Origin of the sequence: Cellulomonas sp., from assembly GCF_015234515.1 — a bacterium.
GTDB lineage: Bacteria > Actinomycetota > Actinomycetes > Actinomycetales > Cellulomonadaceae > Cellulomonas.
Genome location: NZ_JADGMY010000034.1, coordinates 30,982 through 51,696, shown reverse-complemented (window position 1 = coordinate 51,696; position 20,715 = coordinate 30,982). Strand labels below are relative to the sequence as shown.

Below are 20,715 nucleotides of genomic sequence, written 5' to 3'. Positions count from 1 at the left end.
CCCGCCACGACCCCGGGGCGCGTCCACCCCGGCCGTGGTCGTCATGTGCGCCCGCGGCCGTCTCGACGCGCGCGGTCCGCCGGTGCGGTGTAGACACCGTGCCATGCACTCGACCCCGACAGACGCGCCGGCGCCGCTCACCGGTGCTGCACCGCCGCCCCTGCCGCAGCCGACGGGCGCGGAGACCCCCGACGACCGCGCGGCCCTGCAGGACGGCCTGCGGCGCACGGCGGTGGCGCTCCTGGAGGCACAGATCCCGTTCGCGCTCGTCGGCGGGTACGCCGCGTGGGCCCGTGGGGCCCCGGAGCCCAGCCACGACGCCGACTTCGCGGTCGCCCAGGACGACGTGGACGCGGCGCGTGCCGCACTCGCGGCGGCCGGGCTGGACGTGCAGCAACCGGCCGAGAACTGGCTGTTCAAGGCCTACCACCACGGGCAGCTGATCGACGTCATCTTCCGGATGGTCGGCGAACCCGTGACCCGGGAGCAGCTCGCGCACGCCGACCAGCTCGAGGTGCTGGCCGTGCGCATGCCCGTCCTGCCCGCGACCGACATCATCTCGGCGAAGATGCGGGTGCTCGGCGAGCACTACTGCGACTTCACGTGGCTGCTGCCCATGGCCCGCGCGCTGCGCGAGCAGATCGACTGGGACCTCGTGCGCCAGGACATCGAGGGGCAGCCCTACGCGCGTGCCTTCATGTTCCTGGCCGACGAGCTCGGCCTGACGGGCCACCCAGGCGACCGGCTCGAGGCGGGGCCCGGCCGCACCGACCCGGGCTCCGAGGCCTAAGGGCGGCTCGGGTGGCCGGCACGGAGCTCGACGTGGTGCGCCGCCTGGCGCTCGCGCTCCCGGAGGTCACCGAGCGCCTGAGCTGGGGGACGCCCGCCTGGTTCCACCGGCGGCTCGTGGCACGGATGTGGGACGAGCACCGGCTGACGGTGCACGTCGAGGACGACGGCGAGCGGCAGGCCCTCGCCGCACAGGACCCCGACGTGTACTCCACGACCGACCACCACCAGGGCACCGACCTCGTCCTGGTGGACCTGCGCGTCGCGGGTACGGACCTGGTCCGCGCGCTGCTCGCCGAGTCGTGGTGGTGGGCGGCGCCACCGGTGCTGCGGCGGACGCACCCAGGGCTGGGCCCTCCGGCACCGGGCGGCTCGCCCCCCTGACGCCCCGCCTCGCGGATCAGCCCGCCTCGCGGATCAGCCCGCGTCGAGGCCTGCCGGGGCGTCCGCGATCCGCAGCGCCTCGACGAGGTCGCGGTACAGCGCGTCCGAGGCGAGCAGCTCGGCGTGCGTGCCACGGGCGCGCACGCGACCACCGTCGAGCACGAGGATCGTGTCCGCGTCGACGACGGTCGACAGCCGGTGCGCGACGGTGACGACCGCGCCCGTGGACGCGAGCACGCGGATCGCGTCGTGCACCGCCGCCTCCGTGAGGCCGTCGACCTGGGCGGTCGCCTCGTCGAGCAGCATGACCTGCGGCCGGCAGAGCAGCGCGCGGGCGAGCGCGATGCGCTGGCGCTGACCGCCCGACACCGACGTCTCCGACAGCCGGGTGTCGAGCCCGTCGGTCAGCGCGTCGAAAGCGTCGTCGAGCCTGACGGCCGCGAGCGCGTCGGACACCTCCTCAGCGCTCGCGTCCGGGTTGCTGAAGAGCAGGTTGTCGCGGATCGTGCCGGGCACCACGGGGGTCTCCTGCTCGACGTACGCGAACCGTGACCGCACCTCGGCGTGGCTCCACGCGGCGTACGGGCGACCGTCGAGCAGGATCTGCCCCTCCTGCGGCTCGAGGAAACGCAGCAGCAGCGAGAACACCGTGGTCTTGCCCGCGCCGGACGGGCCGACGAGTGCGGTGTGACCGCGGCGCGGCACGCTGATCGACAGGTCGCGGACGGCGGGCGGCAGGCCCGGTCCGTAAGCGGCTGTGACGTCCTGCAGCTCGAGGACCGGCACGTCGTCGACGTCGCCCAGCGGGCCGCCCGCGCCGTCCGGCGCCGTCGGCGCGTCGGGCTCGACGTCCATCGCGGCGACCTCGCTGATGCGCGCCGCCGCAGCGATGCCGGACTGCAGCTGCGTCATCGCCTGCGTGAGCTCGGTGATCGGTCCGACGATGTTGAACGCGTAGAGCAGGAACGCGACGAGGCTCGACACCGCCAGCTCGCCCTGGCCGACCCGCCAGGCTCCGAGGCCGAGGATGACGATGATCGCGAGCTGGATGCCGCCCCACGACACGGTCCAGGCGAGCGCGGTCGTCCGGACGGCGCGCACCGCGTGGTCGCGGGCCTCGCGGGCGGCGGTCAGCACCGTGACGCCCTGGCGGGACTCGGCCCGGCTCGACTTGACGGTCCGGACGGCGCGCAGCGAGCCCTCGAGCGTCCCGCCGAGGCGCCCCAGCGCCTCCTGCGACGCCTTCTCGGCCGCGCCGATGCCGGGCAGCAGCACGGCCATGACCGCGCCGACGACGACGATCGCGCCGATCGTCGTGCCGAGCAGGACACGGTCCAGCACACCCATGAGGACGAGCGTGCCGAGGAGGGCGACGACGCCATTGACGAGCCCGACGAGGCTCGACGACGTCGCTTCGCGCAGGAGGACGGTGTCCGACGTGACGCGCGTGACCAGCTCCCCGCTGGGCCGCCCGGTCACTGCGGCGACCGTCGCGCGCAGGTACCGGCGCACCAGGGACTCGCGCGCGTCGAGGACGATGCGCTCGGCCAGCGTTCCCATGACCACCCACTGCACGTAGCCCACGACCGTGCCGACGACGAAGAGCGCGAGGAGCCACGCAACCGGTCGCGCGAGCGACTCGCCCGTCCCCAACGAGTCGAGCACCCACTTGGTCACCATCGGGGTCGCGAGAGAGAGTCCCGTCCCTGCGAGGCCCAGGACGAGGCCGAGCGTCAGCGTGCGCCGGTGCGGACGGACGAGGTCCAGGAGGATGCGCAGGCGATCGCGGCCCCCGGCCGCACCCTCGGCGGAGGAGTCGGACACGGCTAGCAAAGTGGGCTGAGTCATTGCCATAGTGGAACACGAGCGTTCCGTCACGGTCAACGTCGGCCCTGTCTGAGTTAGCCGTGTACCGTGCGAACGTGGCCGACTCCGCACCCGCACCGACGTCGGCGGCCCGCGCGCGCACCCGGCAGGCGATCGTCGACGCCGCCGTCCGTGCGCTCGCCGAGGACCCCGCCGCCGCGCTGAGCCGCGTGGCCGACCTCGCCGACGTCGGCCGGACCACGCTGCACCGCTACTTCCCCGATCGGGAGGGCCTGCTCGACGCCGTCGGGGCACACGCGGTCCGGAGCATCAGCGCGGCCCACGCCCGCGCACGCCTCGAGGACGGCACCGCGCGCGAGGCGCTGCTCCGCGTCGCACAGGAGTACCTGGAGCTCGGCGACCTGCTGACCGTGCTCTTCACGGGTTCCGTCCCCGAGGAGCGCTGGTCGGGTGACGAGGCCAACCAGACCGCCCTGGTCGCCCTGTACACGCGTGGGACGCAGGACGGCTCGCTCGACAGCCGGATGGACGCCGGCTGGATGCTCGGCGTCGTCTGGTCGGTGCTCTACCTCGCATGGTCCACGCTCAGCACCGGCACCGAGGACCGCCACACGGTCGTCACCCGCCTGCTGCTGACGCTCGACAAGGCGGTCGCGGCCCCCACGGTGGCGTGACCCGCCCGACCTGCGATCCGCCCCACCCTCCCTGAGGATGGACGCATGCCCGACTTCACCGCTCCCACCCTGACCCTGCCCGGCGGCGTCATCCCCGTGATGGGCCTCGGCACGTGGCAGTCGGAGGGCTCGGACGCCGAGCTCGCCGTCAGCACCGCGCTGCAGCTCGGCTACCGGCACGTCGACACCGCGACCGGCTACGGCAACGAGGCGCAGGTCGGCCGCGTCCTCGCCACCCGCGGCATCGACCGTGACGACGTCTTCCTCACCACCAAGCTGCCACCGGACCACGCCGACCGCGCTCGGCAGACGCTCATGGAGTCGCTGGCCGCGCTCGGCACCGACCACCTGGACCTGTGGCTCATCCACTGGCCGCCGGGCGGGCAGGCGCGCCCCGACGTCTGGGAGGAGCTGCGCCGTGCCCGGGACGAGGGCCACGTCCGCTCCATCGGCGTGTCGAACTACTCGATCGCCCAGATCGACGAGCTGATCGCCGCGACGGGCGAGGCACCGGCGGTCAACCAGATCCCGTACTCGCCGGTGGACCACGACGCGGCGCTGCTGGCGGCGCACCGCGAGCGCGGCGTCGTGGTCGAGGGGTACAGCCCGCTGAAGCGCACGGACCTCGATGCCGGACCTATCGCGGCCGCAGCCCGCGCGCACGGTGCGACGCCCGCGCAGGTGGTCCTGCGCTGGCACGTCGAGCACGACGTCGTGGTGATCCCGAAGTCGGTGCGGCGTGAGCGCCTCGAGGAGAACCTCGCAGCGCTGGACCTCACGCTGACGGCCGAGGAGGTCGCGGCCATCGACGAGCTGGGCCGCTGAGCGGACGCCCGCAGGCCTGCAGCATCAGACGCGGAGGCACTCCGGGACCGCCCCGTCCGTGGCTGCGCTCCCACCCCGCACGTGCTCGCCACCGTCGCGATGCGACCGGCGAGCACGTCGGGCACTCGGCCTTACCGAGGAACCGGGCCCGGGTCTTGCGTTCGGCGCCACGCCGTTGTGTCGCCTGCGCAAGGTCTACCGGACATCCGGACGTGACGTCAACCACAGTCGTGCGCGTCGCGTCCGCCGCGGCGGGCTCACGGCGCCGCCCGGCGTCAGGGGACGACGACGGTCATCCCCGCGGCACCCGCCGCAGGAAGCCCTGCCAGTGCCGAACCCGCACCCTCGAGGTCCGTCGTGCGCCCGACCAGACCGGCCGGCGCCAGCCGTCCTGCCGCGATCGCGTCGAGCATCGCCGGGTACTCGTGCGCCGCCATCCCGTGGCTGCCGTGCACGGACAGCTCCCACGCGACGACGCGATCCATCGGCAGCGCCGTCCACGCGTCCTCCCGCAGCAGCAGCCCCACCTGGACGTGCCGGCCGCGGCGGCGCAGCGCGAGCACGCCGGCCTGCGCGGTGGCAGGACTGCCGAGCGCGTCGATCGTCGCGTGGGCCCCTCCCCCGGTGGCCTCGACGATCGCGGCGGCCACGGACGCCGGGGCGTCGGTCCGCGGGTCGAGGGTCACGTGCGCACCGGCCGCGCGGGCGGCCTCGCGGGCGACCGGTGACGGGTCGACGGCCACGACGTGCGCCCCGGCCGCCGCCGCCACCATGACCGCGGAGAGCCCCACGCCCCCGCAACCGAGCACCGCGACCTGGTCGCCCGCGCGGACGGCGGCGTGGACCGTGACCGCACGGTAGGACGTCGCGAACCGGCAGCCGAGCGCCGCGGCAGCGACCGGCGCGAGGCCCGCGGGGACCCGCACCAGGTTGGTGTCGGCGTGGTCCAGCGCGACGAGCTCGGCGAACGAGCCCCACTGCGTGAACCCCGGCTGCGTCTGGTGCGGGCACACCTGCTGGTCGCCCGCGCGGCACGTCGTGCACGTGCCGCAGGCCATGACGAACGGGACGGTGACGACGTCACCCACGCGCCAGCCGCGCACGTCGGGACCGACCTCGACGACCGTCCCGGCCAGCTCGTGGCCGGGCACGTGCGGCAGCGTCACGTCGTCGTCGTGCCCCTGCCAAGCGTGCCAGTCGCTGCGGCACACGCCGGTCGCGGCGACGCGCACGACGACGCCGTCGCGGGGGCAGGCGGGGTCCGGGACCTGCCTCACCTGGGGGACGACACCGAACCGCTCGACCACGACCGCACGCACGGGCCCATCCTCCACCGCCTGGCGGGCCGTCGGTGCCGACCGGCGCTGCTCGCCGCGGTCGGCACCGACGGACGGGTCAGGCGGTGAGGAAGTCGAGCAGCGCGCGCGTGACCTCGTCGGCGTGCGTCCACAGCAGACCGTGGGGCGCGCCCTCGACCTCGACGTACGTCGCCTCGGGCAGCAGAGCCGCGAACGCGCGCCCCGTCGCGTCGACCGGCAGGATGCGGTCCGCGGTGCCGTGCAGGATGAGGGTGGGGACGTCGATCTTCGCGATGTCGGCGCGGAAGTCGGTGTGCCACGTCGGGACGACCGCCCACGCGGCCCACGGGGCCGAGCCCGCGGCCACGGCCCATGATCCGCGCACGGCCGCCTCGCTGATGCGCGAGCCCAGATTCTCGTCCAGGTTGTAGAAGTTGGCGAAGAACTCGTCGAACCATGCGAAGCGGTCCGCGCGCGCGGTCGCGACGATGCCGTCGAAGGCGCTCTGCGGCAGACCGTCCGGGGTGTCCTCCGTCTGCAGCAGGAACGGCTCGATGGCCGCCAGGAACGCGGCCTTGGCGACCCGGTCCGACCCGCGGGTGCCCAGGTACCGGCCGACCTCGCCGGTGCCCATGGAGAAGCCGACGAGGACGGCGTCCCGCAGGTCGAGCGTCGTCAGGACCGCGTCGAGGTCGGCCGCGAAGGTGTCGTAGTCGTAGCCCTGCGTGGCCTTGGTGGAGCGGCCGAAGCCGCGGCGGTCGTACGTGACGACCCGGTAGCCGGCGTCGAGCAGGGCCACGGTCTGCTTCTCCCACGAGTGCCCGTCGAGCGGGTAGCCGTGGATCAGCACGACCGGCTGCCCGGTGCCGTGGTCCTCGTAGTAGAGCTCGACGGTCTGGTCGGTCGCGGTGCTGGTGATGTACGGCATGCCCCTGGCCTCTCTCGGCGCCCGGGCGGTGGCCCGGGACTCGGCGCCCCGCCCGATCAGGCGAGAACTATTACATCGTGCACGATCTAGTTGTGGACGTCAAGACGTGATCTACACTCATGGGGTGGACGACGACACCCGCCCGGACGACGCGCGGACCGACGGCATCTCCCTGGCGACGATGCTCTGCTTCGACCTGTACGCGGCCTCGCGGGCGATGACGTCCGTGTACCGCGGACTGCTCGACCCGGTGGGCCTCACCTACCCGCAGTACCTCGTGCTCGTCGTGCTGTGGACCCGCGGCGAGCAGACCGTGCGCCAGGTCATCGACGTGCTGCACCTCGACTACGGCACGGTCTCGCCGCTGCTCAAGCGGCTCGAGGCGCGCGGCCTGCTCGAGCGCCGTCGACGGGCCGACGACGAGCGCTCGGTCACGGTCGCGCTCACCGACGAGGGGCACGCCCTGCGTGACCGGCTGGCGCACGTGCCGGCCCGCGTCGGTGCCGCGTTCGGGCTCGACGCCGACGAGCTCGCGGTGCTCGGCAGGCTGCTCGCGACGGTCACCCGCACGGCACCCGCGCACGCGACGGGCACCGCGCCCGACGCCGGCCGCACCTGACGGCCGTTCAGCCGCCGGTCGTCAGCGCCCGGCCTCGGGGAGCTCCCCGCCGACGTCCCACGGTCGGACCTTCACGGTGGCACCCGCGAGCACGTCCAGGTCCATGGGCAGTGCGAGGTCGACGGCCGGCCCGCCGGGAACGGGCTGCACGGTGACCGCGACGGCGACGTCGGGATCCTGCGTCGTCGACATCGCACCCCACCGCACCTCCGACCGCACCGAGGCGCCCGGCGCCAGCACGACGACGGGCGCTGTGCCGCGGTCGGGCAGCTGCGTCAGGTCCGGCGTGGGCGTCCCGGACGCACGCGTGAACGCCAGCCCCGGGACGCCCTGCAGGACGCACGGCTGCACGCCCGCGTGCGTGGCGCCGAGGAAGAGGAAGCGCGACCCGGCCGCCGCGTCGGTCCCCAGCACCGCGACGTCGAGCTCCGCACCCGTGCACGCCGGCACGCCGTCGGCCGCCGGCACGTGCGGTGCCGGTGGCGGGCCACCCACGAGTCCCTCGACCGCGGCGGCGGGCGACGCCACCCGGAACGACACGCGCGGGGCCGCGACCAGGGCCTCGAGACGCGAGACGACGTAGGCACGCTGGGCGTCGTCCTCGACCTCCACCGTCAGGGTGGTCGACGCGGGCTCACCCCCGTCGAGCAGGACGCGCCACACGCCGTCCCAGCTCGCGACGTCGAACGCGAGCGCCACCGCGTCCTCCTCGGGCCACGTCCCGGGGTTCACCTGGCGGACCTCGACCCACGGGTCGCCGGTCGTCACGGTCGTCACCGGCAGGTCCCGCCCCGCGGTGGCCCGGAGCACCGGCACGACGTCACCCGCCGACGCGACCGTGACCGTGCCGCCGTCGACACCGAACCACGTCTCGACGACCCCGGGGACGAGCCGCACCGCCACGGCGTCCGCCACGAGACCCGCGTCGCCGCCGGCAGCGAGCACGACCTCCAGGGACCGGGCCGCGTCCCGCACGCGCAGGTCCCACGCGAAGGGCGCGTCGGGGGGCGCCGCGGCCAGGAGGGCGCGGGCCGCCGCCACGACTCCCTCGACCCGCGGCGGCTCGGCGTCCACGCCCACGACCCAGGAGGCCGGGTCGTCGCGCACGTCCGGAGCGCCGGGGTCCGCCGACAGCGCCTCCACCGCGAGGCGGCACGCGACCTCGAGGGACGCCACCTCGGCCGGGACGCCCTCGCGCAGGCGTCCGGCCGCCTCGGTCACGGCTGCGGGAGGCCGCCCGTCGTCCCCGTGGACCCAGCAGCCACGGTCGCCCGCCGGCGGCGCGTCGCGGACCACCAGCCATCCGACCCCCAGCAGCACGAGCGCGGCGACAGCTCCCACGACGAGCCCGCGCCGCCCCTGCGCCGTGTCCCGCGGCTGCGTCGACGGCTCGCCCTCGGTGCTCACGACGCGCGACCCTACTCGGGCACGCGCGCACGCGGCCCGACCCCACGTAAGGTGCCGCAGGTGAGCACGACGCCTTCACGACCGGGCACCCGCGTGGGTGTCGTCGTCACCGACTCCTACCCTGTCGAGGACCCCGACCACGACACCGCGCCGCTCGTCGCCGCCCTGCGGGCCCGCGGGGTCGACGCGCACGCGACCGTGTGGCACGACGCGAGCGTGGACTGGTCCGCCTACGAGCTGCTCGTGCTGCGCAGCCCGTGGGACTACCCCGAGCGGCTGCCGGAGTTCCTCGCGTGGCTCGACCACGCCGGGTCCGTGACGCAGGTGCTCAACCCGCCGGCGCTCGTGCGGTGGAACCTCGACAAGCGGTACCTGTCGCAGCTCGCCGGCCTCGGCGTCGACGTCGTCCCGACGACGTACCGGACGTCGCTCGACGACGTGCGCGCGGACCTCGCCGGTTCCGCGCCGGACGCGCACGTCGTGCTCAAGCCCGCGGTGTCCGCCGCTGCACGTGACACGGGCCTGTTCCGCGCCGACGACGCCCGCGCGCTCGCCCTGGCGGCCCGCATCCTCGACGGCGGCGGCGTGGTGATGGTGCAGCCCGAGGTGCCCGAGCTGTCGCAGGGGCGCGAGAAGGCGCTGTACGTGATCGACGGCCGGCTCACGCACGCGATCGCCAAGGGGGCGCTGCTCGCACCGGGCGGCGGCCTCATCGGCGGCGTCTACTCCGAGCACCCGAAGCAGGTGGACGTCACCGACGCCGAGGCGGCGTTCGCGCAGCGCGTCGTCGCGGCGGTCGCCGAGGCCACCGGGCTGGGCGTCCCGCTGTACGCGCGCATCGACACGGTCGACTCCGCCGCCCACGGGCAGGTCCTGCTGGAGGCCGAGCTGTTCGAGCCCGCGCTCAACCTGCACGTCGTCCCGGACGCGGCCGACGCGGTCGCGGCGGCGGTGCACGCCCGGCTCCGCTAGATTCCCAGCGCCGGGCACGACGCGGACCCGCCCGACGTCGGCGGGTCAGCAGGAGCGCACACGCCGACGACGACGGGAGGGGACGCATGGCTTCGTGGTCGGAGCGCTGGGACCGGACCCGCGCGCAGATCCAGCTGCTGCCGCGTCCCGTGCGCGTGGTCGCCGTCGCGGTCGTCGGCGGGACCGTGCTCCTCACCGGCGTCGCGATGCTCGTCCTGCCGGGCCCGGGGATCCTCGCGATCCTGGCCGGGCTCGCGCTGCTCGCCACCGAGTTCGCGTGGGCGCGGCGCTGGCTCGACCGGGCGCGCGCCGCGGGGCAGGCGGGTGTCGACAAGGGGCGTGAGGTCTGGGGCCGGCGACGGCCGGGTGCCGAGCCCGCTGCCGAGGACGGCACCCCGCCCGCACCCTGACGCCGCGACGCCGGTGCTGCCGTGCCGCCGACCCCCGGGACCGACCCGGTCGGGTCAGAGGCCCCGGCGTGGCGAGCCGGCGCCCGTCTGCCCCACCACGCCGCACTCGTAGGCGATGATCACGGCCTGCACGCGGTCGCGGGCGCCGAGCTTGGCGAAGACGTTGCCGACGTGCGTCTTCACGGTCGTCTCGGAGACCAGCAGCTCCGCCGCGATCTCGGCGTTGGACGAGCCGTCCGCGATGAGGGCCAGGACATCGAGCTCGCGCGGTGTCAGACCGCGCAGGCGCGGGTGCGGAGCGTCGCTGTCGTCGACCGGCTCCTCGCCGGCCGGCAGGTGGTGCGCGAAGAGGTCGAGCATGCGCCGCAGCACGCGGGGCGCCACGACCGAGGTGCCCGAGGCGACGGTGCGGATCGCGTCGACGAGCTCGCCCGGGCTGGTCGACTTCAGCAGGAACCCGCTGGCACCGGCCCGCAGGGCGGAGAACGCGAGGTCGTCGACGTCGAACGTGGTGAGCACCAGCACGCGGGAGTCCGGGTGCTCGGCGACCAGGCGCCGCGTCGCCTCGATGCCGTCCATGCCGGGCATGCGGATGTCCATGAGCACGACGTCGGGTGCCAGCGCGGCCACCTGGTCGATCGCCACCCGGCCGTCCGCGGCCTCGCCGACCACCTGGAGGTCCGGCTCGGACTCGATGACCAGGCGGAAGCCGACGCGCAGCAGCGCCTGGTCGTCCACGAGCAGCACCGTCGTCATGGTCGTCCTCCGTCGTCGTCCCACGGCAGGACCGCTCGGACCTGCCACCCGCCTCCCACGCGCGGCCCCGCCTCGACGTGCCCACCGAGCAGCGCGGCACGCTCGCGCATGCCGACGATCCCCCGCCCGGTCCCGGGCCCGTCACCCGCTCGCGCACCCCCGCCGTCGAGGACCTCGACCTCGACGGTCGTCGGCGTCCGGCGCACCGCGACCTCCACCGACGACGCCCCGGGGGCGTGCCGCAGCACGTTGGTCAGCGCCTCGCCGAGGATCCGCGTGACCGCGAGCCGCACCGACGTGTCGTCGGGCAGCGCGGTGTCCAGGCCCGTCGCGGTCACGGACATCCCCGCGGTCCCGAAGCGCTCGACGACGGTGGACAGGTCGACGTCCGTGGGCGCCACCCGCCGCTCGTCGTCGGTCTCGAACGCGCCCAGGACGCGCTGCATGTCCGCCAGCGCGGACCGGCCGGTGCGCGCGACCTGCCGCACCGCCTCCCGCGAGCGGTCGGGGGCGCGATCCGCCGCGGCGTCGGCACCGTCCGCGAGCGCGACCATCACGGACAGGCTGTGCGCGACGACGTCGTGCATCTCCCGGGCGATGTGGGCCCGCTCGGCAGCGCGGGCGAGCGCGGCGCTCTGGTCCCGCTCGCGGGCCAGCGCCCGGTAGCGCTCGACGAGCTCGCGCGCGTGCAGGCGCCGGGCGCGCGCGGCGGAGCCGACGGCGACTCCGAGCAGCAGCAGCGCGAGCAGCAGCAGCACGGAGCCCATGCGGCGCCCGGGCGAGAACGTCGGCGACTCCAGGTAGGTCACCGGCTCCCAGCCGGACCCGGTGACGACCCCGGACCACAGGATGATCTCGATGAGGCCGAGGTCCTGCCACCGCCACAGCGCGAGCGTCAGGGCCGTCAGCACGACCCCGAAGGCGACCCACGTCGTGCGTGTGCTGCGGCTCGCCGCGACGCTGTAGAGGGCGCACGCCGCGCACGCCCCGAGCACCCCGAGCACCCCGGCCACCAGCAGGGACACCACGGACGCGACCGTCAGCAGGGCCGTCACGACCAGAGGCGCCTTGCGGCGCACGGCGAGCAGCACGGTCCCGGTCGCGGTCCCGATCAGCCAGGTGGTCGCGACGGTGGTCGGCACGTCGGCGTCCGGCGGGTACAGACCGAGGGCCGCGGCTCCCACCGCGGTCTGCCAGGCGAAGACCGCGCCGACGAGCCCGACGAGCAGCACCGCGACCGCGACCGCGGCGTCGGTGACCCAGGGGTGCCCGGCGACGAGCCGACCCACCGGGCTCCCGCCACGGACCTGCTCCTCCGTGAGGACGTCGTCACCGCCCCCGGCGGGCACGCCGGGCCGTGCCACGGTCGCGCGCCGGATCACCACCGGCCCACTCTCCCATCCCGGACCGTCGCCGGGGCCTGCCTCCCGGGCGACGGCGGACGCCGCGCGGGAGAGCCCGGCCTCAGCGGACGTCATGGCGCACCAGCCGGTACGCGGCCGCGGCGAGCGCCACGGCGACCCAGGCCGCGAGCACCGCACCGCCGCCCCACACGCCCAGCTGCGGTCCGAGCGTCGCGCCGTCGAACGCCGCGACCGCCGCGTCGTCGAGCAGCAGCCGGTTGCCCGAGCCGGGCAGCGCGGCGCGCAGCGTGTCGGTGACGCGCCCGGGCTGCACCGCCAGCAGGTGGTCGGCGAGGACCACGAGCACGAAGGTGGTGACGATCGCGTCGGCCGGGCGGCGCAGCAGCGCCCCCAGCCCGAGCCCCAGCAGGGTGACGCCCGTGGCGAGCAGCACGAACCCGAGCAGCGCGCGGGTCGTGCCCGGGACCACCAGGTCGAGGTCCGGGGCGTCGGCCCCGCGCACGCCCGCCGTCGCGAGGTACGACGCGGCGAGCGCGACCGCGGCGGTGAGAGCGGCGACGACGGCCGTGACGACGACCTGCGCGCCGAGCACCGGGAGTCGGCGCGGCACCGCGGCGTACGTCGTGCGCGCCGTGCCGGTCGTGTGGTCCGACGTGCCGACCAGCGCGCCCAGGACGAGGAAGCCCATCTGCGCGAGCACGATGCCGGAGGTCAGCACCCAGGACCCCGACCGGCCGTCGTCGGGCCGAATGAACAGGCCGAGCCCGTACGCGGTGCCCGCCGCGGCGACGACGGTGCCGAGCGCGAGCCACAGGTGGGCGGGCACGCTCACGGCCTTGGTCCACTCACCCGCCAGCACGCGCCCGTACGTGACCCCGCGCCGGGGCGGCGCCCCGCGCGAGGCCCGCGCGGGCACCACCGCCGTCCCGCCCGCGGTCGTCATCGCACGTCCCGCGTCCGCAGCCGCACGGTCGCGGCACCGAGCAGGACGAGGACCCAGGCAGCCAGGACCAGACCACCGCCGACGGGCCCGAGGTCCGGGGCGCCCGGCATGGGGCCGCTGGAGGCCGGCATCGCCATGAGCTGTGCCGCGTTGCCCGGCAGGAACGCGCCGATGGCGCCCGCCACCGTGACGACCGGTGCCGCGTCGTCGGCGAAGCCCGGCTCGGCGGCACCGCCGACCGCAGGGTCACCCACCATCATCGTCATCATCGGCAGGACGAGGACGACGACCAGCGCCGTCACCACGGCGGGCGTGGTGCGGCGCAGCAGCGTCCCGATCGCGAGCCCCAGCAGCGCGAACCCGGCCATGAGGAGCACGATGCCCAGCAGGACGCCGGGTGTGGCGCCGGCCGTGGGGTCGACCGGGACGCCGTGCGCGGCACCCACGGGCAGGACGGCGACGACACCCGCGAGGGCCGTCAGGACCCCGAGGACCAGGCCGAAGCCCGCCATCACCACCGCCTGCGCGGCGATCACCGGCGAGCGCCGCGGGACGGTCGTGAACGTCGAGCGGAACGCGCCGGTGCGGAACTCCCCCGCCCCGGCCAGCACACCCAGCACGAGCGGCCCGATCTGAGCGAGCAGCAGGCCGGTCGTCACGTCGGCCAGGGGGTCGAACCCCGTGTCGGCCGACGACGCGCTCGCGCCCAGGTACGTCAGCACCCCGGCGACGCCCACCGTCACGACGAGGGTCCACCACGTGGAGCGCAGGCTGGCCAGCTTGGTCCACTCGGAGGCGACCACGCCCGCGAACGTCGGGCCGCGGCGGACCGCGACGGCGGACGCGGCGGACCGCGTCGGGGACGTGGCGGCGGCGCTCATCGCGCACCCCCGGGAGTGACGGTGCCGCGGTACTCGACGGAGTCGGCGGTCAGCCGCAGGTACGCGTCCTCGAGCGACCCACCCTCGGAGCCGACGAGGTCGGCGACCGGCGCGTCGGCGAGCAGACGCCCGCGGCCGATGACGACCACGCGGTCGGCGCACAGCGCGAGCTCGTGCATCAGGTGCGACGACAGCAGCACCGTGCGGCCCTCCGCCGCGAGGTCCCGCACCAGGCGCCGCACCCACAGCACGCCGTCGGGGTCGAGGCCGTTGACCGGCTCGTCCAGGATCAGCGTCTCGGGGTCGCCCAGCAGGGCACCGGCGATGCCGAGGCGCTGGCCCATGCCGAGCGAGAACGTCCCGGCGCGGCGCTTGGCGACCGTCTCCAGCCCGGTCATCGCGATGACGTCGCGGACACGCGAGCGGCCGATGCCGTGGGTCTGCGCCAGCGCCAGCAGGTGCTTGTAGGCCGTGCGGCCCGGGTGCACCGAGCGGGCGTCGAGCATGACACCCACCGCGTGCAGCGGTGCCACCAGGTCGGCGTACCGGTGCCCGTCGACCCGCGTGGTCCCGGACGTCGGGCGCTCGAGCCCCACGACGACCCGCATGGTCGTCGACTTGCCCGCCCCGTTGGGGCCGAGGAACCCGGTGACCGTCCCGGGCCGTGCCGTGAACGTCAGGCCGTCGACCGCCGTCGTGCTCCCGTAGCGCTTGGTCAGCGCCTCCACCTCGATCATGGCGTCTCCTCCTCGTCGCGTCGCACCCTGCGGTGCGTCCGTCGGCGACGCTACGGAGACGGGGTGGGTGCCCAGCACCTGCCGGTGGAGGAGAGGTGGCGGGCTGCGTCCTCCTCCCCCGGGAGGAGGACGCGGGACCCCGGACGGACGGCGCGGCGACCGTCAGGCGCCCGTGGGCTCGACGCCCGCCGCCTCGAGACAGGCGTCCCAGATCTGCGCACCCAGCCCGGAGCGGTAGCTCGCGACCGAGCTGCGGCGTGCGCGCCGCTGGCTCACGTAGCGGCCCATGAGCGGCTCGGCCTCCTCGGCGGTCGCCTGCCACGCGAGGTCCGCGGCGGAGTCCGGCACCCCTCGGCGATCCGGTCCGCCTACGCGGCGCTCACCCCGCTGCTGGTACGGCTGCCCGGGGCGAGGCGGGTACTGCCGGGCCAGCCCCGTCTCCGGCATCAGGCCCGGGTCGAACGCCACGGCGCGCACGCCCCGGCCGCGCCACCGCGCGTCGATCCCGTAGGCGAGCGCGATGCAGGCCAGCTTCGACGTCGAGTACCGCACCCTCCCGGCCACCGGATGCGCCGGGGTACCGGGCGGCGGCCGCAGGAGCGTCGCCATGTCCGTCCACCGCGCGGCGGGGAAGCCGAACGCCCTCGGGCCGCCCCGGTGCGTCTCGCTGCCGATCGTGACGACGCGTGAGCCGGGCCCCATGCGCTCGAGGATCGGGGCGAGCAGCGCGACGTGGCCCAGGACGTTCGTCGCCATCGTCAGCTCGTAGCCGTCGGGGGACCGCTGGATCCCGTCGACCACCTGGAGCCCTGCGTTGCAGACGACGGCCCGCGGGAGCAGGTCCTCGCGGATCAGCCCGTCCGCCAGCGCCCGGACGCTCGACAGGTCGGCGAGGTCGGCGCGGCGCACGGACACCGCGAGCCCCGGCGCGGCCTCGCGCAGGGTGCGCGCGAGCACCTCGCCCCGGTCCAGGTCACGCACGACGAGGAGGAGCGGATGCCCCTCACGGGCCACGGCGCGCGCGGTCGCCTGCCCGAGGCCTCCCGTGGCTCCGGTGATGAGAACAGGTCCTGTCACGCTGCCAGTACCCCCTGCTCGAGCGCCGCGGCCCGTGCCTGCCGTCGGTCAGCAGGTCGCGTGGGCCATCGGCAGCCGGTGATGCCGACCGCGACCGACCGGGCGCCGTCGGGCGAGCTGAGGACGATGCTCAGCGTGCCGTGAGTCGCCCCGTCGTGCCCGTACCGCCGGCGGAGTGCCCACCGTGCCGGACCGGGCGGACCCGGCGCAACCGGCGTTCCGGACACGGCCGCCCCCCTGCCCACCCGAACGAGGGAACGATTGCCAACCAGACGCCCGAGGCGGCGGGGCCGAACCGTTTAGGAGTGCTCCGCAGCTCTTCAGTCGGAGCGATCCCACATGGCAATGTGAACCTTCACAAACCGCTCGAACCGGGATGTGAAGGCTCACATCGCCCTCGCCCGGCAGTCGACGTCGACCGCCGTCGCGACGGGCCGCTCCGCCCCCGACCACTCGAAGGAGAGCAGCATGAGATCAGCACGTGCCTACGGGGCGGCAGCCCCGGCACGAGGACGCCGGCGCTGGGCGTCGGTCCTCGTCGCCGCGGCCACCGCCGTGTCAGCAGGCGCCGCCGCACTCGTCGCCGCCCCCGCGGCCTCGGCCGCGACGGTCGACACGAGCGCGTCGTACGTCCTGATCAACCGCGGCAGCGGCAAGGCCCTCGACGTGTACAACCTCTCGATGAGCGACGGCGCGCGGATCACGCAGTGGACCCGCAACGACGGCTCGCAGCAGCAGTGGCAGTTCGTCGACTCCGGCAACGGGTACTACCGGCTGAAGTCACGCCTCTCGGGCAAGGTCCTCGATGTGCACAACTGGTCGACCGCCAACGGCGGCGCGATCGTCCAGTACACCGACAACAACACGAACAACCAGCAGTTCCGCCTGCAGGACGCCCCCAACGGGCACGTGATCCTCGTCAACCGCCACTCCAACCTCGCGGTGGAGGTCCAGGGCGGCTCGACGGCCGACGGCGCCAACATCGTCCAGTACAGCAACTGGGGCGGCAACAACCAGCAGTGGCAGCTGGTCCGCGTCGGCAGCAACCCGCAGCCGACGAGCAACCCGACGACGCAGCCCACCGCGTCGCCGACCACACCGCCGCCGACGGGCACCTGCTCGCTGCCGTCGTCGTACCGGTGGCGTGACTCCGGCGTGCTGGCCCAGCCGCGCTCCGGGTGGGTGTCGCTGAAGGACTTCACCGTCGCGCCGGTCAACGGCCAGCAGCTCGTGTACGCGACGACGAACACGGGCACGGCGTGGCAGTCGACCGCGTTCGCCCCGTTCTCGAGCTACTCGCAGATGGGCTCGGCGCAGCAGCGGACGATGCCGTTCACGGCGGTCGCGCCGTCGCTGTTCTACTTCGCGCCGAAGAACATCTGGGTCCTGGCCTACCAGTGGGGCGGCCCCGCGTTCTCCTACCGGACGTCGACCAACCCGTCGGACCCGAACAGCTGGGGCGCGCACCAGACGCTCTTCACCGGGTCGATCTCCAACTCGGGGACCGGTCCGATCGACCAGGCCCTGATCGGTGACGACCGCAACATGTACCTGTTCTTCGCCGGCGACAACGGCCGCATCTACCGGGCGTCCATGCCGATCGGCAACTTCCCCGGCAGCTTCGGGTCGAGCTACCAGACGATCATGACGGACACGACGAACAACCTCTTCGAGGCGGTGCAGGTCTACAAGCTCCAGGGCCAGCAGCGGTACCTCATGATCGTCGAGGCGATCGGCGCCCAGGGCCGCTACTTCCGGTCCTTCACGGCCACGAGCCTCGACGGGACCTGGACGCCGCAGGCCACCTCGGAGAGCAACCCGTTCGCCGGCAAGGCCAACAGCGGCGCGACGTGGACCAACGACATCAGCCACGGCGAGCTGCTGCGCACCAGCGCGGACCAGACCATGACGGTCGACCCGTGCAACCTGCAGCTGCTCTACCAGGGCCGCAACCCGTCCTCCGGCGGCGACTACGGCGCCCTGCCGTACCGCCCGGGTCTGCTGACCCTGCAGCGGTAGTCGTCGAGGCCTGATCGACACCGTGCGCCCCTGCGGCTCGCTCCCTGTGGAGCGGGCCGCGGGGGCGCACCCGCTAGGGCACCCCGAGGACGGGCGCACCCGTCGCGCGGTGCATGAGCTCCGCACGCATCGCCGGGTACGGGTCCTCGATCGGCTCCGACGGACTGATCGCCCGGGCGACCGCCTTCAGCGCCTCACCCGCCACGTAGTACCGCCCCTTCGTCTCCCCCACCGGCCGCAACAGCTCGAGGTCTGCCAGCGCCTTGAGGTCCCTGCTCGCGGTGCGCTCGTCGATGCCGGTCTGATCGACGTACGTCGAACGGCGCAACCGGAAGCCGATCAGAGCCGTGTACAGGGCGTCGAGGGCACGGTCGGGGATCCGCTGCGCGGCGAGCACCTCGTCGAGCGCCTCGTAGGTCCGTTGGGCACGCGCCAGCCTGCTGCGGAGGGTCTGCGCCTGCATGTGGTGAGCACGGAGGTTGAAGCTCACCCACAGGCTTGCATCCCCTCCGGGGGCCCACCTTCCGTGACCCGTGACAGCGAGAGCACGGTAGTAGTCGTCGGTGTTGGCGCCGAGCCACTCCTCGATGCTCGCGAACTCGGGCTCCGCGACACCACGGCGGGCCAGGACGAGCGTCTGCAGCGCGCGCGCCATCCGGCCGTTGCCGTCGCGGAAGGGGTGGATCATCACGAGGTTGAGGTGCGCCATGGCGGCCTGCACCAGCGGCTCGACGCCGTCGTCGCGTCCCAGCGAGTCGACGAGCTCCGACATGAGCCCCGGGACGTCCGCGGCGTCGGGCCCCGCATAGACGACCTGCTCGGTCCGCTCGTCCTGGACGAAGATCTCCCGACGCCGGTACTGGCCCGGACTCTTGGCGAGGTCGTGAGCGAGCATCATGTAGTGCATCGACCGCAGGGCCGAGGCGTCCAGGTCGAAGTGCTCGTCCGCCGCCATCGCGAGGACGTAGCCCAAGGCTTGCCGATACCCCCGGATCTCCGCGAACGTGCGCTGGTCCGCGCTCAGAGGCTCCTCGTCGTCGAGTGCGGCGTCAGCATCGTCCAGCTCGACGCGGTAGCCCTCGATGCTGTTCGACCCCTGGATCGCACGTGCGAGCGCGGTGCGACGCAGGCGTCCGGTCCACCGCCTGGGCACACGGACGTGCTCGGCGAGGTTCTCGTGAAGCGCTCCGATCTCGTCGAGCACCTGAACGTCGCGTAGGTCGAGGTCAGGAGTGCGGAAGAGCATGACTCGATGTCCTGATCTTGAGGCCAAGCGGACGGATGACGGTCCAGTGTCCCAAGAATGAGGACATCTGACAACGACGTGCGTGCGCCTCCCACCCCGAGACCAACCGCCCGCTCGTCGTCAGCGGGTCCGAACCGATCCCGCAGGCGCATGCCTCAGGATGGGCCCTGTGACCGAGCTCCCCGTCTTCACCGTCGCCGACCTCGAGGCCGAGCCGCGCCTCGATCTCCCGGCGTTCACGCAGGACGACGCCGTGGACCTCGGCCTGCTGGCCGTCGCCGTGGCCCGCGAGCGCGGCGCGGAACTCGCGGTGCGCGTCGAGCTGGGCGGCCAGACCCTGTTCCTGGCCATGACGGGCTCGACGGGTGCGGGCAACGTGCCCTGGCTCGAGGGCAAGGCGCGCGTCGTGCACCGCTTCGGTGAGCCGTCCCTGCTGGTGCGCCGGCGCCACGAGGCGGCGGGCTCGCCGTTCGAGCAGCGCACCGACGTGGACCACGACCTGCTCAAGGCGCACGGCGGGTCGGTGCCGCTGCGCGTCGACGGCGAGGTCGTGGGCACGCTGACGACGTCGGGCGAGCCGGACGTCGTCGACCATGCGGTGTCGGCCGAGACCGTGCGCCGCTACCTGGCGGCACGGGCCGGCTGACGCAGCCTGCGCTCAGGCGCCCTGCCGGACCACCTCGAACGGCGCGCGCCCGGCCACGCGGCCCTCGATGCCCGCGGTCACGAACCGCTTCGCCGCGGCGACGGCGTCGGCCACCTCGGCGCCCTTCGCGAGCTCGGCGGTGATCGCTGCGGCCAACGTGCAGCCGGCGCCGGCGACCCGCTCCCGCCCGACCTTCGGTGCCCGGAGCACCGTGACCTCGTCACCGTCGACCAGCACGTCCACGGCGTCGTCACCCGGCAGCTCGACGCCGCCCTTCGCGACGACGGAGCGCGGACCGAGCTCCTGGATGCGGCGCGCGGCCTCGGTGAGCTGCTCGACGGTCTCGATCGTCTCCATGCCGGACAGCGCCCGCGCCTCGAACAGGTTGGGCGTCACCACGGTGGCGAGCGGCACGACCTGCTCGCGCAGCGCGTTGTCGGTGTCGAGCGCCGCGCCGGGCTCCTGCCCCTTGCAGATGAGCACGGGGTCGAGGACCACGTGCCGCCACGGCTGGGAACGCAGCCCCTCGGCAACCACGTCGATGGTCGCGGGCGTGCCGAGCATGCCGATCTTCACGACGTCGAGCGCGTACGCCGCGGTCGCGGCCTCGATCTGCGCGGCGATCACGTCGGCGGGGACGGGGAAGAACCGGTGTCCCCAGTCGTTCGCCGGGTCGAAGGACACGATGCACGTGACGGTCCCCAGGCCGAAGGCCCCCAGGGACTGGAAGGTCCGCAGATCCGCCTGGATCCCGGCACCGCCGGTCGCTTCCGATCCGGCGATCACGTAGGCGAGGTCGACCACCTGGGTACTCCTGTCGAGAGGTCTGCTGCGTAGAGCACCAGCCTCGCACGCCCACGCGCCTGCGTGGCGTCCTGTCCCATCGGACCCCGCCGGGTGCGTCGGGGGGCGG

General features: G+C 74.4%; 21 protein-coding genes. 9 read left to right on the top strand and 12 right to left on the bottom strand.

Annotated elements, in window-relative coordinates; all coding sequences use genetic code 11:
- Positions 1-103 precede the first annotated feature (103 nt).
- Entirely contained in the window at positions 104-790 is a 687-nt protein-coding gene (locus IR158_RS18345; RefSeq protein WP_291815653.1) for a hypothetical protein, read from the top strand.
- An 11-nt stretch (positions 791-801) separates the two neighbouring features.
- Positions 802-1,173 carry an MmcQ/YjbR family DNA-binding protein gene (locus IR158_RS18340; RefSeq protein WP_291815650.1) on the top strand — a complete coding sequence of 124 codons (372 nt, stop codon included), beginning with the start codon at positions 802-804 and terminating at the stop codon, positions 1,171-1,173.
- Positions 1,174-1,206: 33 nt separating this feature from the next.
- Here IR158_RS18340 and IR158_RS18335 read toward each other — a convergent pair whose 3' ends face one another.
- Positions 1,207-2,997 carry an ABC transporter ATP-binding protein gene (locus tag IR158_RS18335; protein WP_291815646.1) on the bottom strand — a complete coding sequence of 597 codons (1,791 nt, stop codon included), beginning with the start codon at positions 2,995-2,997 and terminating at the stop codon, positions 1,207-1,209.
- Between the two features lie 98 nt (positions 2,998-3,095).
- Between IR158_RS18335 and IR158_RS18330 the strand changes: the two genes are divergently transcribed.
- Positions 3,096-3,674 (top strand): TetR/AcrR family transcriptional regulator, encoded by a 579-nt coding sequence (locus IR158_RS18330; protein ID WP_291815644.1) that lies wholly within the window; start codon positions 3,096-3,098, stop codon positions 3,672-3,674.
- A gap of 45 nt (positions 3,675-3,719) precedes the next feature.
- The gene (locus IR158_RS18325) at positions 3,720-4,499 is read left to right on the top strand and encodes an aldo/keto reductase (protein ID WP_291815641.1); all 780 of its coding nucleotides are present in this window, start codon (positions 3,720-3,722) and stop codon (positions 4,497-4,499) included.
- 275 nt (positions 4,500-4,774) lie between these two features.
- Here the strand turns inward: IR158_RS18325 and IR158_RS18320 are convergent, their stop codons facing one another.
- Positions 4,775-5,818 (bottom strand): alcohol dehydrogenase catalytic domain-containing protein, encoded by a 1,044-nt coding sequence (locus IR158_RS18320; RefSeq protein ID WP_291815638.1) that lies wholly within the window; start codon positions 5,816-5,818, stop codon positions 4,775-4,777.
- Positions 5,819-5,894: 76 nt separating this feature from the next.
- The gene (locus IR158_RS18315) at positions 5,895-6,725 is read right to left on the bottom strand and encodes an alpha/beta hydrolase (RefSeq protein ID WP_291815635.1); all 831 of its coding nucleotides are present in this window, start codon (positions 6,723-6,725) and stop codon (positions 5,895-5,897) included.
- A 124-nt stretch (positions 6,726-6,849) separates the two neighbouring features.
- Between IR158_RS18315 and IR158_RS18310 the strand changes: the two genes are divergently transcribed.
- Positions 6,850-7,344: a MarR family winged helix-turn-helix transcriptional regulator gene (locus IR158_RS18310; protein ID WP_366928471.1), complete on the top strand. Its 495-nt coding sequence runs from the start codon at positions 6,850-6,852 to the stop codon at positions 7,342-7,344.
- A gap of 21 nt (positions 7,345-7,365) precedes the next feature.
- Here the strand turns inward: IR158_RS18310 and IR158_RS18305 are convergent, their stop codons facing one another.
- Positions 7,366-8,751: a DUF4232 domain-containing protein gene (locus IR158_RS18305; RefSeq protein ID WP_291815632.1), complete on the bottom strand. Its 1,386-nt coding sequence runs from the start codon at positions 8,749-8,751 to the stop codon at positions 7,366-7,368.
- A gap of 60 nt (positions 8,752-8,811) precedes the next feature.
- Here IR158_RS18305 and IR158_RS18300 point away from each other — a divergent pair, with 60 nt between their 5' ends.
- Together IR158_RS18300 and IR158_RS18295 are read left to right on the top strand one after the other, a co-directional pair.
- On the top strand, positions 8,812-9,723 hold the full coding sequence (locus IR158_RS18300; protein ID WP_291815628.1) for a hypothetical protein: 912 nt from the start codon (positions 8,812-8,814) through the stop codon (positions 9,721-9,723).
- An 86-nt stretch (positions 9,724-9,809) separates the two neighbouring features.
- Positions 9,810-10,133, top strand: coding sequence for a PGPGW domain-containing protein (locus tag IR158_RS18295; protein ID WP_291815625.1), 324 nt, complete (start codon positions 9,810-9,812; stop codon positions 10,131-10,133).
- Positions 10,134-10,187: 54 nt separating this feature from the next.
- Here the strand turns inward: IR158_RS18295 and IR158_RS18290 are convergent, their stop codons facing one another.
- The 6 genes from IR158_RS18290 to IR158_RS18265 form a co-directional block, all read right to left on the bottom strand.
- The gene (locus tag IR158_RS18290) at positions 10,188-10,889 is read right to left on the bottom strand and encodes a response regulator transcription factor (protein WP_291815622.1); all 702 of its coding nucleotides are present in this window, start codon (positions 10,887-10,889) and stop codon (positions 10,188-10,190) included.
- On the bottom strand, positions 10,886-12,274 hold the full coding sequence (locus IR158_RS18285; protein ID WP_291815621.1) for a histidine kinase: 1,389 nt from the start codon (positions 12,272-12,274) through the stop codon (positions 10,886-10,888). The genes IR158_RS18290 and IR158_RS18285 overlap by 4 nt, the downstream gene beginning before the upstream one ends.
- Positions 12,275-12,353: 79 nt before the next feature.
- Positions 12,354-13,196, bottom strand: a complete 843-nt coding sequence (locus tag IR158_RS18280; protein ID WP_291815619.1) for a hypothetical protein — start codon at positions 13,194-13,196, stop codon at positions 12,354-12,356.
- Positions 13,193-14,077 carry a hypothetical protein gene (locus IR158_RS18275; protein ID WP_291815616.1) on the bottom strand — a complete coding sequence of 295 codons (885 nt, stop codon included), beginning with the start codon at positions 14,075-14,077 and terminating at the stop codon, positions 13,193-13,195. The genes IR158_RS18280 and IR158_RS18275 overlap by 4 nt, the downstream gene beginning before the upstream one ends.
- Positions 14,074-14,814, bottom strand: coding sequence for an ATP-binding cassette domain-containing protein (locus IR158_RS18270; RefSeq protein ID WP_291815613.1), 741 nt, complete (start codon positions 14,812-14,814; stop codon positions 14,074-14,076). Before IR158_RS18270 ends, IR158_RS18275 begins: the two co-directional genes overlap by 4 nt.
- A gap of 162 nt (positions 14,815-14,976) precedes the next feature.
- A complete protein-coding gene (locus tag IR158_RS18265) occupies positions 14,977-15,891 on the bottom strand; it encodes an SDR family NAD(P)-dependent oxidoreductase (RefSeq protein ID WP_291815610.1) in 915 nt (304 codons plus the stop codon).
- Positions 15,892-16,359: 468 nt separating this feature from the next.
- On the opposite strand from IR158_RS18265, the gene IR158_RS18260 reads away from it, so the two are divergent.
- A complete protein-coding gene (locus tag IR158_RS18260; protein WP_291815607.1) occupies positions 16,360-17,910 on the top strand; it encodes a non-reducing end alpha-L-arabinofuranosidase family hydrolase in 1,551 nt (516 codons plus the stop codon).
- 73 nt (positions 17,911-17,983) lie between these two features.
- On the opposite strand, the gene IR158_RS18255 is transcribed toward IR158_RS18260, so the two are convergent.
- On the bottom strand, positions 17,984-19,156 hold the full coding sequence (locus IR158_RS18255; protein WP_291815605.1) for a Fic family protein: 1,173 nt from the start codon (positions 19,154-19,156) through the stop codon (positions 17,984-17,986).
- 169 nt (positions 19,157-19,325) lie between these two features.
- On the opposite strand from IR158_RS18255, the gene IR158_RS18250 reads away from it, so the two are divergent.
- Positions 19,326-19,802, top strand: a complete 477-nt coding sequence (locus IR158_RS18250) for a heme-binding protein (protein ID WP_291815602.1) — start codon at positions 19,326-19,328, stop codon at positions 19,800-19,802.
- 12 nt (positions 19,803-19,814) lie between these two features.
- On the opposite strand, the gene thiD is transcribed toward IR158_RS18250, so the two are convergent.
- Positions 19,815-20,606 (bottom strand): bifunctional hydroxymethylpyrimidine kinase/phosphomethylpyrimidine kinase, encoded by a 792-nt coding sequence (gene thiD, locus IR158_RS18245; protein ID WP_291815599.1) that lies wholly within the window; start codon positions 20,604-20,606, stop codon positions 19,815-19,817.
- Between the last annotated feature and the right edge of the window lie 109 nt (positions 20,607-20,715).

What these genes read in the sequence shown, in the direction of transcription:
- IR158_RS18260 (WP_291815607.1), top strand. Translation starts at nt 16,360, where the DNA reads ATGAGATCAGCACGTGCCTACGGGGCGGCAGCCCCGGCACGAGGACGC.
- IR158_RS18270 (WP_291815613.1), bottom strand. Translation starts at nt 14,814, where the DNA reads ATGATCGAGGTGGAGGCGCTGACCAAGCGCTACGGGAGCACGACGGCG.
- IR158_RS18290 (WP_291815622.1), bottom strand. Translation starts at nt 10,889, where the DNA reads ATGACGACGGTGCTGCTCGTGGACGACCAGGCGCTGCTGCGCGTCGGC.
- IR158_RS18315 (WP_291815635.1), bottom strand. Translation starts at nt 6,725, where the DNA reads ATGCCGTACATCACCAGCACCGCGACCGACCAGACCGTCGAGCTCTAC.
- IR158_RS18275 (WP_291815616.1), bottom strand. Translation starts at nt 14,077, where the DNA reads ATGAGCGCCGCCGCCACGTCCCCGACGCGGTCCGCCGCGTCCGCCGTC.
- IR158_RS18325 (WP_291815641.1), top strand. Translation starts at nt 3,720, where the DNA reads ATGCCCGACTTCACCGCTCCCACCCTGACCCTGCCCGGCGGCGTCATC.
- IR158_RS18280 (WP_291815619.1), bottom strand. Translation starts at nt 13,196, where the DNA reads ATGACGACCGCGGGCGGGACGGCGGTGGTGCCCGCGCGGGCCTCGCGC.
- IR158_RS18255 (WP_291815605.1), bottom strand. Translation starts at nt 19,156, where the DNA reads ATGCTCTTCCGCACTCCTGACCTCGACCTACGCGACGTTCAGGTGCTC.
- IR158_RS18295 (WP_291815625.1), top strand. Translation starts at nt 9,810, where the DNA reads ATGGCTTCGTGGTCGGAGCGCTGGGACCGGACCCGCGCGCAGATCCAG.
- IR158_RS18345 (WP_291815653.1), top strand. Translation starts at nt 104, where the DNA reads ATGCACTCGACCCCGACAGACGCGCCGGCGCCGCTCACCGGTGCTGCA.